General features: G+C 61.6%; 17 protein-coding genes. 11 read left to right on the plus strand and 6 right to left on the minus strand.

Annotation, left to right across the window (positions count from 1 at the left end; genetic code table 11):
* Positions 1 to 34: 34 nt before the first annotated feature.
* The 10 genes from H147_RS0104460 (at position 35) to H147_RS0104505 (ending at position 9,301) form a co-directional block, all read left to right on the plus strand.
* Positions 35 to 472, plus strand: a complete 438-nt coding sequence (locus H147_RS0104460) for a tellurite resistance TerB family protein (protein WP_019954148.1) — start codon at positions 35 to 37, stop codon at positions 470 to 472.
* On the plus strand, positions 469 to 1,227 hold the full coding sequence (locus H147_RS0104465; RefSeq protein WP_019954149.1) for a phosphate/phosphite/phosphonate ABC transporter substrate-binding protein: 759 nt from the start codon (positions 469 to 471) through the stop codon (positions 1,225 to 1,227). The genes H147_RS0104460 and H147_RS0104465 overlap by 4 nt, the downstream gene beginning before the upstream one ends.
* 84 nt (positions 1,228 to 1,311) lie before the next feature.
* A complete protein-coding gene (locus H147_RS0104470; protein ID WP_019954150.1) occupies positions 1,312 to 2,085 on the plus strand; it encodes an ABC transporter ATP-binding protein in 774 nt (257 codons plus the stop codon).
* Positions 2,086 to 2,105: 20 nt separating this feature from the next.
* The gene (locus H147_RS0104475; RefSeq protein WP_026352249.1) at positions 2,106 to 2,825 is read left to right on the plus strand and encodes a transporter substrate-binding domain-containing protein; all 720 of its coding nucleotides are present in this window, start codon (positions 2,106 to 2,108) and stop codon (positions 2,823 to 2,825) included.
* A gap of 58 nt (positions 2,826 to 2,883) precedes the next feature.
* Complete coding sequence (locus H147_RS0104480) at positions 2,884 to 3,768, plus strand: ABC transporter permease (protein ID WP_043699332.1); 885 nt, start codon at positions 2,884 to 2,886, stop codon at positions 3,766 to 3,768.
* Positions 3,765 to 4,571 carry an ABC transporter permease gene (locus H147_RS0104485; RefSeq protein ID WP_019954153.1) on the plus strand — a complete coding sequence of 269 codons (807 nt, stop codon included), beginning with the start codon at positions 3,765 to 3,767 and terminating at the stop codon, positions 4,569 to 4,571. Before H147_RS0104480 ends, H147_RS0104485 begins: the two co-directional genes overlap by 4 nt.
* Complete coding sequence (locus H147_RS0104490) at positions 4,568 to 5,899, plus strand: glutamine synthetase family protein (protein ID WP_019954154.1); 1,332 nt, start codon at positions 4,568 to 4,570, stop codon at positions 5,897 to 5,899. The genes H147_RS0104485 and H147_RS0104490 overlap by 4 nt, the downstream gene beginning before the upstream one ends.
* Positions 5,900 to 5,967: 68 nt before the next feature.
* Positions 5,968 to 6,651 carry a type 1 glutamine amidotransferase gene (locus H147_RS0104495; protein ID WP_019954155.1) on the plus strand — a complete coding sequence of 228 codons (684 nt, stop codon included), beginning with the start codon at positions 5,968 to 5,970 and terminating at the stop codon, positions 6,649 to 6,651.
* Entirely contained in the window at positions 6,648 to 8,000 is a 1,353-nt protein-coding gene (locus H147_RS0104500; protein ID WP_019954156.1) for a glutamine synthetase family protein, read from the plus strand. Before H147_RS0104495 ends, H147_RS0104500 begins: the two co-directional genes overlap by 4 nt.
* The gene (locus H147_RS0104505; protein ID WP_019954157.1) at positions 7,997 to 9,301 is read left to right on the plus strand and encodes an NAD(P)/FAD-dependent oxidoreductase; all 1,305 of its coding nucleotides are present in this window, start codon (positions 7,997 to 7,999) and stop codon (positions 9,299 to 9,301) included. The genes H147_RS0104500 and H147_RS0104505 overlap by 4 nt, the downstream gene beginning before the upstream one ends.
* 3 nt (positions 9,302 to 9,304) lie before the next feature.
* Here the strand turns inward: H147_RS0104505 and phaR are convergent, their stop codons facing one another.
* The 3 genes from phaR to H147_RS0104520 all read right to left on the minus strand — a co-directional run bounded on the left by phaR (position 9,305) and on the right by H147_RS0104520 (position 12,346).
* Entirely contained in the window at positions 9,305 to 9,841 is a 537-nt protein-coding gene (gene phaR, locus H147_RS0104510; RefSeq protein ID WP_026352250.1) for a polyhydroxyalkanoate synthesis repressor PhaR, read from the minus strand.
* 151 nt (positions 9,842 to 9,992) lie between these two features.
* The gene (locus tag H147_RS0104515; RefSeq protein ID WP_019954159.1) at positions 9,993 to 10,439 is read right to left on the minus strand and encodes a phasin family protein; all 447 of its coding nucleotides are present in this window, start codon (positions 10,437 to 10,439) and stop codon (positions 9,993 to 9,995) included.
* Positions 10,440 to 10,582: 143 nt separating this feature from the next.
* The gene (locus H147_RS0104520; protein WP_019954160.1) at positions 10,583 to 12,346 is read right to left on the minus strand and encodes a PHA/PHB synthase family protein; all 1,764 of its coding nucleotides are present in this window, start codon (positions 12,344 to 12,346) and stop codon (positions 10,583 to 10,585) included.
* Positions 12,347 to 12,441: 95 nt separating this feature from the next.
* Between H147_RS0104520 and phaZ the strand changes: the two genes are divergently transcribed.
* Positions 12,442 to 13,710: a polyhydroxyalkanoate depolymerase gene (gene phaZ / locus H147_RS0104525; protein ID WP_019954161.1), complete on the plus strand. Its 1,269-nt coding sequence runs from the start codon at positions 12,442 to 12,444 to the stop codon at positions 13,708 to 13,710.
* 1 nt (position 13,711) lies between these two features.
* Here the strand turns inward: phaZ and H147_RS0104530 are convergent, their stop codons facing one another.
* The 3 genes from H147_RS0104530 to H147_RS0104540 form a co-directional block, all read right to left on the minus strand.
* Positions 13,712 to 14,431, minus strand: coding sequence for an alpha/beta fold hydrolase (locus tag H147_RS0104530; protein WP_026352251.1), 720 nt, complete (start codon positions 14,429 to 14,431; stop codon positions 13,712 to 13,714).
* A 90-nt stretch (positions 14,432 to 14,521) separates the two neighbouring features.
* Positions 14,522 to 15,262 (minus strand): alpha/beta hydrolase, encoded by a 741-nt coding sequence (locus H147_RS0104535; protein WP_019954163.1) that lies wholly within the window; start codon positions 15,260 to 15,262, stop codon positions 14,522 to 14,524.
* Positions 15,255 to 16,523, minus strand: coding sequence for an MFS transporter (locus H147_RS0104540; RefSeq protein WP_019954164.1), 1,269 nt, complete (start codon positions 16,521 to 16,523; stop codon positions 15,255 to 15,257). Before H147_RS0104540 ends, H147_RS0104535 begins: the two co-directional genes overlap by 8 nt.
* Positions 16,524 to 16,534 lie beyond the last annotated feature (11 nt).

The following is a 16,534-nucleotide window of genomic DNA, read 5'->3' on the forward strand; positions in this document are numbered from 1 at the left end:
TTGTTCCGGCAGCAAAACGTCTTATGTAATTGCCATGTTTGCAGACCTGATCAGGCGTATGACCGCCCCCGCCCCGCAGCCCCTGTCCGACCCCGATGCGCGTGTGGCGCTCGGCGCGCTTCTGGTGCGTATCGCGCGCACGGACGGCAGGTACGATCCATCCGAAAAGGCCCAGATCGACCGGACCATGATGTCCCGCTATGCCTTGACCGAGGCAGAGGCCGCGACGCTGCGCGCCGATTGCGAGGCGCTGGAGGCGGAAGCCCCCGACACCGTCCGTTTTACCCGTGCAATCAAGGATGCCGTGGCCTACGAACAGCGCCTGTCCGTGATTGAGGCTTTGTGGCGGGTCGTCATGGCCGACGGCGTGCGCGACGAACACGAGGACAGCATGATGCGGATGACCGCGTCCTTGCTGGGGATCACCGATCAGGACAGCAATGCGGCACGGCTGCGCGTCACGCCATCATGATCGCCAGCCTGCCGATGTACCTGCGCCCTGCCAACATGGCGGCGCATCACGCCCTCTGGGCGCTGATCCGCGTTGGCCTGCGCGACCACGGCCTGCCTGCGCCTGACGCCTTGGACGAGAACATCGATTTCGAGGCAAGCTGGGCGCATCCCGATCTGGTGCTGGGCCAGATCTGCAACCTGCCCTATCGTGCGCAGTTCCGCGACCATGTGACACCGATTGCCGCAATGGATTACGGCCTGCCCGGCTGCACGCCGGGGTATTACAATTCGGTTTTCATCGTGCATCGGGACAGCGCCATATCGGACCTGCGCCATCTGCGCGGTCGCCACATGGCCGCCAGCGCCCTTCTTTCGCAATCGGGCTATGGAGCGGCGCAGCAATGGGCGGCGGATCAGGGGTTCCTGTTTGCCGCCCCGCTGGTCACCGGCAGCCATGCCGCCAGCATCAAGGCTGTGGCGACGGGTGCTGCCGATTTCGCGGCCATCGACGCGCAGACATGGTGGATGGCCCAGCAGGACGATCCGCTGACGGGACAGGTCAAGGTCATCGGCACCACGCCCGCCAGCCCCTGCATGACGCTGATCACCCGTGCGGGGCAGGATGCCGCACCTTATCTGGCCGCGATCACCGCCGCTGTCGCGTCCCTGCCCGAAAGTCACCGCCAGACACTTGGCCTGCGCGGCGTCATGCCGCTTTCGCCGGATGCCTATGATATCCCCCTGCCGCCCGAACCCGAGGCGGTTTTGGCCTGACGTATCGTCAACCTTCACCAAACCGTTGCAAACGGCGCGAAAAGCGGGCCTAATCGGAGGCGGAACAACAAAAGAAGCCCGAACGTGTCCAACAGCGTCCCTGTGATCGAGATTCGCGACCTGCATAAATCCTATGGGTCGCTCGAAGTGCTGAAGGGCGTCGACATCACAGCCCCCGCTGGTCACGTCGTATCGCTGATCGGGTCGTCGGGGTCGGGCAAATCCACCTTGCTGCGTTGCGCCAACCTGCTGGAGGACAGCCAGCAAGGCGATGTGATCTTTTGTGGCGAGGCGGTGACCTGGAAAGGCACGGGCCTGAACCGCCGCCCCGGCGATCACGCGCAGATGATCCGCATCCGCACGAACCTGTCGATGGTGTTCCAGCAGTTCAATCTCTGGGCGCATATGACGATTCTGCAGAATGTGATGGAAGCGCCTGTCACCGTTCTCAAACGCCCCAAGGCCGAGGTCGAGGCATCGGCGCGCGCCTATCTGGACAAGGTCGGAATCGGCGACAAATGCGACGCCTATCCGGCACAGCTGTCGGGTGGCCAGCAACAGCGCGCGGCGATTGCACGCGCGCTCTGCATGGAACCCAAGGCGCTGCTGTTCGACGAACCCACCAGCGCGCTTGATCCCGAACTCGAACAAGAGGTGGTTCGCGTGATCAAGGATCTGGCCACCGAAGGGCGCACCATGATCATCGTCACGCATGACATGCGCCTTGCGGCCGATGTCAGCGACCATGTCGTGTTCCTGCATCAGGGCCGCATCGAAGAACAAGGCGCGCCTGACGCGCTTTTCGCCAATCCGACAACGGAAAGACTGCGCGGATTTCTGTCCGCAACAGTCGCATAATCATCAACGGGAGAAGTATGATGAACAAACTGATCGTTACAACTGCAACCATGGCCCTTCTGGGCGGCATGGCGATGGCGCAAGACGTGGTGCGTCTGGGCACCGAGGGCGCCTATCCTCCATACAACTTCATCAACGACGCAGGCGAAGTCGACGGGTTCGAGCGCGAACTGGGTGACGAGCTTTGCGCGCGCGCCGAACTGAACTGCACATGGGTCACCAACGACTGGGACAGCATCATTCCGAACCTCGTGTCCGGCAACTATGATGCGATTATCGCGGGCATGTCGATCACCGAAGAGCGCCGCGAAGTCATCGACTTTTCCGACCCCTACACCCAGCCCGATCCATCCGCCTTCCTTGCCTTGGCCGAGGTTGATCTGGACAACGCCGTGATCGCCGCACAATCCGGCACCATCCAGGCCAGCTATGTCACGGGCATGGCCGGTGCGACGCTGCTGGAATTCGCAACCCCGGATGAGACCATCTCGGCCGTCCGCAATGGCGAGGCGGATGCCGTTCTGGCCGACAAGGCGTTTCTTGAACCCATCGCGGAATCCGATGCCGAATTGTCCTTTGTCGGTGACGACGTGCTGATCGGTGGCGGTATCGGTCTGGGCGTGCGCCAGTCGGACACCGAACTGCGCGACACCTTCAGCGCGGCGATCCAGTCCATGAAGGACGATGGCAGCCTGAACGAACTGATCACCAAATGGCTGCCCGGCTCGGCCACGTTCTAAACGACCTGCGCCCCGGCCATTGCGCCGGGGCCTCACCCCCAGATAGTGCGGTCCCGCCATTTTCAGCTTTTGCACAGATCCTGCGACATTGGAGACATTCCAATGGTTTGCCTGCTACCTCACGACTGGCAAGCATATGGAGATCTATTATGCTGTCGGCACCGTGCTATTGCTGCTGGCCCTGACTGCGCCCACCGCACTTGCCTTCGGATTTGCCGGTGCCGCCGCCGCGCGCAGTGCCGTGGCCCCGCTGCGCTGGTTCGGCAAGACCTACATCGCCATCGTGCGCGGCGTGCCCGATATCGCGTTTTTTCTGTTTTTCGTCATCGCGCTGGATCAGGCGCTGGAATACGTCCGTCACCGGATCAAATGCCCCGACTGGGATCAGGCCGTCTGGCAAGGCAATGATTTCGTCGTCTGTCAGGCCGCCAAACTGCCTTTGGGCAATTCGCCGCAATGGGTGCATGACAGTTACGCTTTCCTTGTCGCCGCGCTGACCTTTGCCATCGTGTTCGGTGCTTTCGCCGCAAATGTCCTGTTCGGCGCGATGCGCGCCGTGCCGCGCGGCCAGCTGGAGACCGCCGAAGCCTATGGCATGAGCCAGCGCCAGACGTTCTGGCGGGTGCTGGTGCCGCAGATGTGGGTCTATGCGCTGCCCGGCCTGTCGAACCTGTGGATGGTGCTGATCAAGGCCACGCCGCTCTTGTTCCTTTTGGGCATTCAGGACATCGTCTATTGGGCGCGCGAACTGGGCGGCGCGGCCCAGCCCCGGTTCACCGATTATCCGCACCCCGACTGGCGGCAATGGTATTTCTTGGCGCTGCTGATCTTCTATCTTTGCTTTACCAAAGTGTCCGAGGTCGTGCTGGACCGTATCATGGCGCGGCTGACATTCGGGCAGGCTACCGCCGCAGGCGAAGCCCAGCGCAAGGCGGCCGCATGAGCTGTTGGGAAACGATCCTCGATTACGGGCTGCGCAGTCAGGGGCTAGGCGAACGGCTGCTGCCACAGCGCGACTTTACGCTCTGCCAGCAATTCACGCTGATCGGGTCGGGCATGATCTGGAATATCTATTTCGGTGTCGTGGCGCTCTGCACCGGCTTTTTCCTTGCGACCGCCGTAGCCGTCGGCAAGGCGTCGCGCAACGTGGTGATCCGCAAGGCATCGGGGTGGTTCATCTTCCTGTTCCGCGGATCGCCGTTGTTCATCCAGTTCTTTTTCGCATATTTCCTGTTTCTCAGCCTCAAGGGCCTGTCGCCATTCTTTGACCCGTTTACATCCGCCTGGCTGGGCGCGCTGGTCGTGTTGTTCCTGAACACCGCCGCCTATTCGGGCGAGATTTTCTATGGCGCTCTGCAATCCATCCCCAAAGGCGATCTGGAGGCTGCCGACGCTTACGGCCTGTCCGGCTGGGCGCGATTCCGGCGGATCACTTGGCCCACGATGCTGCGCCTTGCCTGGCCCGCCTATACGAACGAGGCGATTTTTCTGTTCCACGCGACGACGCTGGTGTTCTTTTCGGGCTTTCCCGCGATCCAGCAACGCGGCGACGCGCTTTACTATGCACGGTATTTCGCGGACAAGACGTTCAACCCGTTCATCCCCTACCCCATTCTGGCGGGCTATTTCATCCTGCTGACGCTGGTCATCATCAGCATTTTCGGGCTGGTCAATGGCCGGTTGAACCGCCATCTTCCCCAGAACGTGCGCGCAAAGCTGCGTTTCAAACCACAGGTAATCAGATGAGCTGGATCGACGATCGTCCCGAGGTCCGCAACGTGCGTTGCGGGGCCGCAGACCTGAATGGTCAGGCAAGGGGCAAACGTGTGCCGCGCAAATTCGCGGCCAAGCTCGAAGAAGAGGGGACGCGGTTCCCGTTCTCAATCCTCAACCTCGATATCTGGGGCGAGGATGTGGAGGACAGCCCGCTGGTGTTCGAAGCAGGCGATCCCGACGGCGTGCTGATGCCGACCGAGCGCGGCTATGTGCCGATGCCGTGGCTGAACAGCCCGTCCGCCCTGCTGCCGATGTGGATGTTCCACGAGGATGGCACGCCCTTTGCCGGCGATCCGCGGCAGGCGCTGGCGCGGGTGCTGGAAAAATACACGGCGCGCGGGCTGACGCCTGTGGTCGCCACGGAAATGGAATTCTATCTGGTCGATGACAGCGGCGACGGTATCCGCCAGCCCCGTTCACCACGGTCGGGCAAGCGCCGTCCGGGGGCGGAAATCCTGTCCTTGCGCGCGCTTGATGCCTTCGATGTATTCTTCAACGATCTTTATGACGCCTGCGACGCGATGAACATTCCCGCCGAGGCCGCGATTTCCGAGGTCGGGATGGGCCAGTTCGAGATCAACCTCGAACATGTCCCTGACGCGCTGAAGGCAGCCGATGATGCATGGCTGTTCAAGATGCTGGTGCGTGGTCTGGCCCGCAATCACGGGATGGCCGCGAGCTTTATGGCGAAACCTTACGAGGAATACGCCGGCAACGGGCTGCATACGCATTTCTCTGTCGTGGATGCGGACGGAAACAACCTGATGGCCAATGACACGTTCGAAGGCACGCGCATCCTGCACAATGCCATCGCGGGTTGCCTGAAGGGGATCCCCGACCTTGCGCTGATCTTTGCCCCGCATGGCAATTCCTATGAACGGCTGGTCCCCGAAAGCCACGCCCCGACGGGTGTGTGCTGGGCCTATGACAACCGGACCGCATCCGTGCGCGTGCCGGGCGGCAGTTTCAAGGCACGCCGCGTGGAACACCGCGTCGCGGGCGGCGATGTGAACCCCTATCTGTTCCTGGCCGGTGTGCTGGGGTCCGCCCTGATCGGGATCGAAGATGACCTGACACCGCCGCCACCGATTTTCGGCAATGCCTATGATCAGGATCTGGCCCAGATCCCCGACACATGGGCCGCCGCGATCGACGCCTTCGAGAACAGTCCGCTGGCGCGGCGCATTTTCGACGACACGCTGGTGGACAATTTCGTCATGACCAAGCGGCAGGAACTGCATTACTTCGCCGAATTGTCCGAGGAACAGCAATTGGAACTCTACCTCGATACGGTCTGACGGTCCCCGCTTGCGGCAATATCAACGGCAGGGTAGTTTAGCGGCGAAACCCAACACATGGTGAAAACATGAAAATCGGCATCCTGCAAACAGGGCACGCGCCGGACGAATTACGCCCGACCACTGGCGATTTCAGCGATCTGTTCCAACGCCTTCTGGATGGCCATGACTTCACCTTCGTGGTCTACAACGTCGTGGACATGGATTTTCCTGCGGCGATCACAGATTGCGATGGCTGGCTGATCACGGGCTCCAAGCATGGCGCCTACGAGGATCATCCGTTCATTCCCCCGCTTGAGGCGCTGATCCGCGAGATTTATGCCGCCGGTATTCCGCTGGTTGGTGTGTGTTTCGGCCACCAGATCATCGCGCAGGCCTTGGGCGGCAAGGTGTCGAAATTCGAAGGTGGCTGGGCGGTCGGGCGGCAAAATTATCAGATCAACGGCCATGATTACGCGCTGAACGCGTGGCACCAGGATCAGGTCGTGACCTTGCCAAAAGACGCGACCGTCATCGGCAGCAACGACTTCTGCACCAATGCCGCACTGGTCTATGGCAACCGGATTTTCACCGTGCAGCCACATCCTGAATTTGACACACAGGTCATCGACGGGCTGGTCACCTATCGGGGGCCCGGCAATGTGCCCGACGCGCAGTTGGCGCAGGTGCGCGACGATCTGGACAAGCCGGTCGACAGTGGCCGCCTTGCCACCCAGATCGCGCAGTTTTTCAAGGAAAGAGAGCTGGCATGAGCTGGACAGACAAAATCCCCGCCGCTGCCATGGCCTATCTCGAAGCCAACCGGCTGGACGAGGTCGAATGCGTCATCGCCGACCTGCCGGGCATTGCGCGCGGCAAGGCTGTACCTGCGGGCAAATGGGAAAAGCAGACACATTTCCATCTGCCGAATTCGATTTTCTTCCAGACCATCACGGGTGACTGGGGCGAAGCATCGGGGCCGGACGGTTTTCTGGAACCCGACATGATCCTGAAACCCGACCTGTCCACCGCGACCGCCGCCCCTTGGGCCGCCGATGGCACCTTGCAGGTGATCCACGACGCCTATGACCAGAAAGGCAAGCCTGTCGCCTTTTCGCCGCGCAACGTGCTGCGGCGCGTGGTGGACCTCTACAAGGCCGAAGGCTGGACGCCCGTCGTTGCCCCCGAGATGGAATTCTATCTGGTCGGGCGCAATATCGACCCCGCCAAGGCGATTGAACCGATGATGGGCCGCACCGGACGCCCCGCCGCCGGACGGCAGGCCTATTCGATGACCGCCGTGGATGATTATGGCCCTGTCATCGACGACATATATGAATATGCCGAAATCCAGGGATTCGAGATCGACGGCATCGCGCAGGAAGGCGGCGCTGGCCAGCTAGAAATCAACCTGCGCCATGGCGACCCGATCAAGCTCGCCGACGAAGTGTTCTATTTCAAGCGCCTGATCCGCGAGGCCGCGCTGAAACACGATTGTTTCGCCACCTTCATGGCCAAACCGATCGAAGGCGAACCGGGCTCGGCCATGCATGTCCACCATTCGGTGATCGACGAAAAAGGGCGCAATATCTTTACCGGACCGGGGGGCGGCGAAACCGACGCCTTCTTCCATTTCATTGGCGGCTTGCAGGAACATATGCCCAGCGCCATCGCGGTGATCGCACCCTATGTGAACAGCTACCGCCGCTATGTGCCGGATTCGGCCGCGCCCGTGAACCTTGAATGGGGCCGCGACAACCGCACCACGGGCATCCGCATCCCGATTTCCGACCCCGGTGCGCGCCGGATCGAAAACCGCCTGCCGGGGATGGATTGCAACCCCTATCTGTGCATCGCTGCCTCGCTGGCCTGCGGCTATCTGGGGCTGAAGAACGAGATCCGGCCCGACAAGCGCTGGGTCGGGGAAGCCTACGAATCCGAATCCGAGATCGCGGGGTCTTTGTCCGACGCGCTTGATCTGTTTGACGAGGCCACGGAATTGCAGGCCGTGCTCGGGGTGGATTTCGCGCGCGTCTATTCCATCGTCAAGCGGCTGGAATACAAGGAATTCCTGCAGGTCATCAGCCCGTGGGAGCGTGAACATCTGTTGCTGAACGTATGAACCCGCTTTACCGAAACGACCGTCCCGGCCAGATGCCGAAAAGCTGGTATGTCGCCAGCACCGACCTGCCTGCGGAACGCCCTGCCCTTTTCGGGGAAACCGTGGCCGATGTCTGCGTGATCGGCGCGGGTTATACCGGCCTGTCAGCGGCGTGGCATCTGGCGCAAAAGGGGCTCGATGTCGTCGTGCTGGATGCGCATCGTGCGGGCTTCGGCGCGTCGGGGCGCAACGGCGGTCAGGTCGGCACCGGCTTTAACGCCAGCCAGCAGAGCCTTGCACGCAAACTGGGGGCGGGCAATGCCGCAGCCCTCTGGGCGCTGGCCGAGGAGGCCAAGGCCGATGTCCGCCAGACCTGTGCGGATCATATCCCCGAAGCGCAGTACAAGCCGGGTGTGGCACACGGCTATTATTCCGCGTCCGAGGCGCGCGATTATGACGCCGATGCCGAGTATTTGGCGCAGACCTATGGTTATGACCAGATCGAAAAACTCAGCCCTGACGCGATGCGCGATCTGGTGAAATCGCCGCTCTACAAGGGCGGGTTGCTCGACATGGGCGCAGGCCATCTGCACCCGTTGCGCTATGCGCTGGGGCTGGCGCGGCTGGCCGAGGCGGCGGGCGCGCGGATCTATGACCGCTCCGAAGTTACTGGCATCGTCAATGGTGATCCCGCAGTCGTGCAGACAGGCCAAGGCCGGGTCAAGGCGCGGCATGTCATCATGGCGGGCAATGGCTATATGCCCAGTATCAACAGCGCTGTCGCGGCCAAGGTCATGCCGATCAATTCGTTCGTTTGCGCGACGGAACCCTTGGGGGATCGCGCGCGCGACGTGCTTGCGCGCGATATCGCCGTGGCGGACAGCAAGTTCGTCGTGAATTACTATCGCATGTCCGAGGATAACCGTTTCCTGTTCGGCGGGCGCGAAAGCTATTCAATCGGCTTTCCGCGTGACATCAGCACCGCACTGATCCAGCGGATGACGAACCTGTTTCCCCAACTGGACGGGGTGAAGGTGGATTATGTCTGGGGCGGAACCCTTGGCATCACGATGACCCGCCTGCCCGCGATCCAGCGGGTCGCCCCCAATGTGCTGTCGGGCGCAGGCTTTTCGGGGCATGGTGTGGCGCTGTCGGGTCTGGCAGGCAAGGTAATGGCCGAGGCTGTGGCCGGCCAAGCAGACCGTTTCGACACGCTTGCCGGTCTCAAGGTGCCCAGCTTTCCGGGCGGCCGCGCGTTTCGCGCACCTCTGCTGACGCTTGCGATGACATGGTACGCGCTGCGTGACAGGTTGGGGGTCTGAACCCTATTTGTTAATCTTCGACAGCTTCTCCTGAAGCTCGGCAAGCTGGGTCTTTATCTCGTTCAACTCGTCGCCTTCCTTCGCAGGGCCGGAGCTGGCACCCACCAGACCGCCGGTCATCGCCTTGAAGAACGCGGCTTGCTGGGCGCGCATCGCATCGAAACCCGGCATCGCGGTCATCGGGTTGGCCTTGGTCATGTTTTCCATGGCCTTGGACTGGCCTTCGCGCAGCATCTCGAAACTGGCGGCAAGGAATTGCGGCACCACAGACGCGGCCTGCGTGGTGTAGCTGCGCACCAGATCAGTCAGCACATCGACAGGCAGCACGCTTTCGCCGCGGCTTTCGTGTTCGGCGATGATCTGGAGAAGGTATTGCCGCGTCAGGTCGTCGCCGGATTTCAGATCGACGATCTGGACCTCGCGGCCTTCGCGGATGAACAGAGCGATGTCTTCGAGCGTGACGTAATCGCTGGTTTCGGTGTTATACAGGCGCCGGCTTGCGTAGCGCTTGATAAGCAGTGGTTTGTTGGTGTCAGCCAAGACGCGCCCTCCCCCGGACATGTTGCACTGCAGAGAAGCCTAGGCTGCGTCCGCAAAAAAGGAAAGCACTACCTCAAACGAAAAACGGCCCGCGTGATGCGGACCGTTTTCAGAACAAACCCCGAGGGAGGGCGGGGCCGTTCGTAAAGGCTTACTTGACGGTCGTTGCTTTTTTCGCAGCGGCGGTCACCTCGTTCGTCGCTTTCTTGGCAGCGGCGGTCATTTCTTCGGACATGTCCTTGCCAGCGGCCAGAACCAGTTCCATCGTCTGCGTCTGAACCTTTTTCGCGATCTCAGCGAAAGCGGCCATATGCTCGGCAGCGGATTCAGCGGATGCCGATGCGAAGTCGGTCATCGCTTTTGCATAATCAGCTGGTTCAGTCTTGGCGGAAGCCATCGACTGCAGCTTGCTCAGCGTGTCTTGCGTCCACTTTGCGGACAGTTCGGTCGACTTGCCTGCAGCGTCGATGGCGACGGCGGACATTTTCTCGGCCAGAGCGGTCTGGTTCTTGAATGTGTCTTCCATTGCCTTTGTGTCGACTGGGAACGCGCCCATCATGTCTTTGAACACGGCGGTGAAATCTTGGGTCTTGGCCATTGGAGTAATCCTTTGAGTTTGCGGATCAACATCCGCTGTTTTCGTCTGACACCAATATGCATGCTGCAGTGCAGCATTTCAAGTCTTTTTTCTGCACTGCAGCATGAAATTTTTGTAAAGCGGAAAAATCGCTTTGCGCTGGCTTACTTAGCGGAAACGTAGGTACCGGGTGCCGGGGCCAGAACCGGGTGATCGGCGTCGCCCGGCGTGCGGGCGGGCACCTTTTTGCCAGATTTCTGCGCCAGCCACGCATCCCAACGCGGCCACCATGACCCGTCATGGCGCACTGCTGTGTCGCGCCAATCCTCGACCGTCAGCCCCAGTTCCGGGTTGGTATAATGCCCGTATTTATTCTTGCTGGGCGGATTGACGATGCCCGCGATATGACCGGATTCCGACAGGATAAAGGTCTTGTCCTTCGATCCCATCTTTTGCACGCCGGTATAGCTGCTTTTCCACGCGGCGATGTGGTCCGTCTCGCAGGCGATGGCGCAAAGCGGGACGGTCACGTCCTTGAGATGGACTGTGGTGCCGCAAATCTCGAACCCATCGGTGGCGAAACGGTCGTCCTGACACAGACCGCGCAGGTATTCGACGGCCATCTTGGCAGGCAGGTTGGTCCCGTCGCCGTTCCAGTACAGCAGATCGAAGGCAGGCGGCGCCTTGCCCATCATGTAGCTTTTGATGGCTGGGCCATAGATCAGGTCGTTGGACCGCAGATAGGAAAACGTCCGTGACATGAAAAAGGAATCGAGGATTCCGTTCTGTGCGACTTCCGCCTCGATCCCGTCGACGAAATCGTCGTCAAGGAACACACCCACTTCGCCCCTGTCGGAGAAATCGGTCAGCGTGGTGAACAAGGTCGCGGAGTTCACGGACGTATCCTTGCGTTGCTTCATTAGCGCCAGCGTCAGCGACAGCGTGGTGCCCGCGATGCAATAGCCCACGGCGTTGATCTTTTTCACACCGCAGATCTTTTTCACCTCGGCCATGGCGGTCAGATAGCCGTCCTCGACATAGTCGGACATCGCGGTGTCGGCATAGGACGCGTCGGGGTTCACCCACGAGACGACGAAAACCGTATGGCCCTGATCCACCGCCCATTTGATCAGACTGTTCTGCGGTTTCAGGTCCAGAATATAGAATTTGTTGATCCATGGCGGAAAGATCAGCAGCGGGATGTCATGGACCGTGTCTGTGCTGGGCGCGTATTGGATCAGCTCAAACAGATGGTTGCGGAACACGACCGACCCCGGCGTCGTCGCCAGATTCTCGCCCAGTTTGAACGCCTTTTTGTCGGCCAGCGTCACGACCAGATCGCCGTCGTTCGCTTCCAGGTCGGCGATCATGTTCTCCAGACCCGCGACAAGACTTTCGCCTTCGGTCTCGGCCGCGAGCGCCAGCGCTTCGGGGTTGGTCGGCAGAAAATTCGTTGGGCTGATCATGTCGACAAGCTGCTGGCTGAAATAGCGCAGGCGCTTTTTCTCGCCGGCGTCCAGCGTGTCGATATCTTCGACCGCCTGCTGCACGGCAGCGGCGTTCATCAGGTATTGCTGCTTGATAAAGTTGAAATAGGGGTTGGTGTCCCAAAGCTCATGGCTGAAACGACGATCCTTGGGGGTGTCGTCGGTCGGTGGCGTCAGCTTGCCTTGGGCCAACAGGTGCTGGGCTTCGACATAATGCTTGACCGACTTGCCCCAAAATTCGAGCTGATGTTCGATCAGCTTGGCGGGATTCTGCATCATTTCGGTCATATAGGCGCTGGCGGCCTTGACATAAAGTTCCTGGCTGGGTCCCTGCAAGGATGGTGCCACCTTGCGGGACTGGCCCATTACCTTCAACAAACGCTGGGTCAGTTCTTCGACCCGCGCAAGATTTGCTTCCAGCTTGGCAACACCGTCGCCCATTTCTTTAGCAGAATCTAAATCGTTTGTTGTCATGTTCATTCGCCTATGCGTATGCTGCAAGTGCAGCATGTGTGCGTGACCGATCGGAGCTTTCGATGAAGTATATGATGACCTACGACCTTATGGAAAGCACGCGGAATACCTATCAGTGGCTGGGGGCCAGTGCGCGCGCCTATGCATCCTATCCGATGATGTCCTGGGCCGCAAATCCTGGGATGGACTGGCTCAAGGCCTGGGGCGAAGTGACCGAGCGCACCTTTTCGCGGATGGTGGTCAAGCCCGACTGGAACCTGCCCCCGATTTCCGATGACAAGGGTAAGGACCACACGATCGTCATCAAGCGCGTGCTCGAACGCCCCTTTGGCGACCTCATTCATTTCTCGACACCGAAACGCAAGGCCAGCAAGCGCCGCGTGCTGGTTGTGGCCCCGATGTCGGGCCATTATGCGACCCTGCTGCGCAAGACCGTGATCAGCCTTCTGCCCGATGCCGATGTCTATATCACCGACTGGCACAACGCCCGCGACATTCCCGTCAGCGCCGGCAAGTTCGATGTCGAGGATTACACGCTTTATCTGGTCGATTTCATGCGCGAGCTTGGCCCCGACACACATGTGATCGCCGTGTGCCAGCCCGTGCCGCTCGCGCTTGCCGCGACGGCCTATCTGGCGGCCGAGGACCCCAAGGCGCAGCCGCGGTCGCTGACCCTGATCGGCGGCCCTGTCGACCCCGAAGCGAACCACACCGAAGTCACCGATTTCGGCCGGTCCGTCACGATGGGCCAGCTCGAACAGACGATGATCCAGCGCGTGGGCTTCAAATATGCGGGCGTCGGGCGGATGGTCTATCCGGGGCTCTTGCAGCTTGCGTCCTTCATCTCGATGAACCTTGAGACGCATAGCAACGCCTTCCGCGACCAGATCATCAAGGCCGCCAAGGGCGAAGCGTCGGATTACGACAAGCACAACATGTTCTATGACGAATATCTGGCGGTCATGGACATGACGGCGGAATTCTATCTCTCGACAGTGGAACGCATCTTCAAGAACCGCGAAATCGCGCTCAACAGCTTTACCGTCAACGGCAAGGCGGTCGATCTGGGCAAGATCACCACCGTCGCCGTCAAGATCGTCGAAGGCGAAAAAGACGATATCTCCGCCCCCGGCCAGTGCCTCGCGGCACTTCCTTTGCTGACAGGCCTGCCGGAGTCCAAGAAATTCGCGCATCTGGAACCGGGCGCCGGGCATTACGGGATTTTCGCGGGCCGCAGCTGGCGGCACAACATCCGCCCGCTCGTGCTTGATTTCATCGACGCGAACTCCGGCGATACGGCGAAACCCGCCAACAAGAACGCCGCAGCCTGATCTACATCCGCAGCATCAGCGGCGCTTTCATCCAAGCCCGCAGGGCCGCCGTCACTTGATCAGGCGCTTCGAGCGTGGGCATATAGCCTGCGTCCTCGATCACCTCCAGCGTGGCATAGGGGATCAGTTCGGCCATGAATTCCTGCCGTTTCAACGGATATTGTCCGTCATGCCGCCCACAGATCACGAAGGCGGGCTGCTTGATCTGGCTGAGCGTCGATTGCTGGTCCTTGCGGCGCTGCATTGCACGCGACTGGCTGACATAGGCGGCAGGCCCCAGTGCCTCGCCCATCTGGCGCAGGTGGCGGACCAGCGCGACACGGTCGGTCGCGGGGGCCATCCATGTCGAATTGATCTCGTGCTGAAGGACCTCGTGCCAGCGCCCGCCGCCTTTGGCCGCGATGATGTGGGGCTCGCGCGCGGCGGCTGTTTCGGGTGTTTCGGCCTGCGCACTGGTCGCGATCAGCGCGATGCGGGTCACACGGTCCGGCGCGCGGCGTAGGATTTCCAGCGCGACCATGCCGCCCATCCCCATGCCCGCCAGCGCGAATTTCGCAGGCGCCCATGTCAGGATCTGGGAGGCGATTTCTTCCATCCGCTCGCCCTGCGTCGTGGGCGCGAACATCACCGCGTAATCATTGCCAAGCTCAAGGATCTGCGGCCCGAACACGCCCACATCGCACAGCATGGGGGGCACAAGGACGATCGGCTCTCGCGACATTGAATTGATCCCTAGTGTTTCCGGCTCCGGCCCTTTTGGCCTGCAAGCCCGCCCATCACAAGGGCCATCGGCGCGGGACCGCCGAAGGCGTCAGAGGCGCGCGATCACTTCCGTGATACTGTCCGCGATCAAGGCAAGGCAGCGATCATCGGAAAAGCGGTGGTCGGCCCCGTCCACCAGCGTCAGCCGCATGTCGGGCCCCTGCGCGTGATCCAGCAGGCGCAGCGCCACGGCCATGTCGACATCCTTGTCCGCCGTCCCTTGCAGGAACCGCACGGGGAATGGCAATGGCAGCGGCGCGCGCAGGACCAGATGGTCGCGCCCGTCCTCGATCAGGCGGCGGGTGATGATATAGGGATCGCCATAATCGGATGGCAGCGCGATCTGTCCGTCGGCCATCAGCGCCGCGCGTTGGTCCTCACTTGCGCTTGCCCACATGCTGTCCTCGGTGAAATCGGGCGCGGCGGCGATGGTGACAAGACCTGCCAGACGCTCGGGCATGTAGCGCGCCAAAAGTAGCGAGATCCAGCCGCCCATGCTGGACCCGACCAGAACGAGCGGTCCCGCGACCAGCCCGATGGCGGCCTGCGCATCCTCAAACCAGTCGCCGATGGCCCCGTCGGTGAATTCCCCGCCGCTTTCGCCGTGGCCGGAATAGTCGAACCGCAAAAACGCCCTGCCCTGCTGGCGTGCCCAGTCTTCCAGAAACACGGCCTTGGTGCCGCCCATGTCGGATTTGAACCCGCCAAGGAACACGACCGCAGGCCCTGTCCCGTCGGTCAGGTGATAGGCGATCTTGCGCCCTTGCGGGGTGATGAACGTGTCAGTCATGTTGCACCTGTTCCAGTCCGGCAGCCAAAGTCGCCGCACCAAAACACATCACACCAAAGAGGCCAAGCACCAGCGGCACACTGACCGACGCGAGCCCCGCAAACACCGCCCCGCCCCCGATCAGGACCACCCCGATCAGCGTGTTGGGCAACGCTGTAAAGGCGGTGCGCTGGTCCTCATCAGCCATATCCACCAGATGCGTGCTGCGCCCCTGCCGCACCCCGTGATGCGCGATCATCAGCCCGAACAGCGCCACCGGCAGCACCAGCGGCGCGCCGGTCAGGCCCGCGAGATGCAGCCCGACCGTGCCCAGCAACACCGTGCCGCCCGCGCCACCCGCAAGGATCAACACCCACCGCGATGAGCGGTCCGACAACCGCCCCCAGACGAAAGACGACAAAAGCGACGCCAGCGCCGAGGCCAGCACCAAGGCCCCCAATGCGCCCAGCCCGCTTTCGCTGTCAAGCAGCACCAGATAGGGCGGCGCCAGTGCGGTCCCGACCAGCAGCGCGCGCGTCAGAATGAACCGGCGCAACTGCGGCTGCGTGCGCAACAGCCCGATGGTCGCACGTTTCACATCGGTCGGGGCGGGGTCCGACGGGGTCTCGTCCAGACCGAAGAACATGGCCCCCGCCGCCAGCCAGCACCCCGCCGCCAAAAAGATGGCGGCGATGACGATTGTGTAACGGTCGCCCCAGCCCGTCAAAAGCAGCAGCGCGAACAGGATCACCCCGACCGCCCCCGTGGAACTTGCCAGCCCCATCGCCGTGCCGCGCCGCGCGTTGCCGACGGTCTTGCCCAGCACATCCTTGTAACTGGCCGAACAGACCGACCGCGCCACGGCCAGCACCGCCAGCAAGCCGATGATGGCGGCCCCCGCGACCATGCCGTCCTGCGTCAACCCGACCAGCGCGATGCCCGCCGCTGCCAACCCCTGCACCACGGCCCCGCCGGCCCAGAAGTATTTGCGCAGTTTGCTCCGCGAAATCACCGGCGTGACCAGCAGTTGCGGCAGAAGCGCGCCCGCCTCGCGCACGGGGACCAAGAGCCCGACCCAGAACGCGCCCGCGCCCAGATGGGTCAAAAGCCAGCTCAGCACCAGTTTGGGGTCGATCAGCCCGTCGGCCAGTTTGCTGCCGCCCAGCGCCAGCACATGGCGCAGAAAATTGCGCGGTTCGGCCTTTTGCGCGGCTTCGGGCAGATCGGGGTCAGGATCTGTCTTGCGCGTCAGCGCGTTGAAAACAGCGGTGACATAGGACAATGGCTTGCTCC

This window comes from Yoonia vestfoldensis DSM 16212 (genome assembly GCF_000382265.1).
GTDB classification, from domain to species: domain Bacteria; phylum Pseudomonadota; class Alphaproteobacteria; order Rhodobacterales; family Rhodobacteraceae; genus Yoonia; species Yoonia vestfoldensis.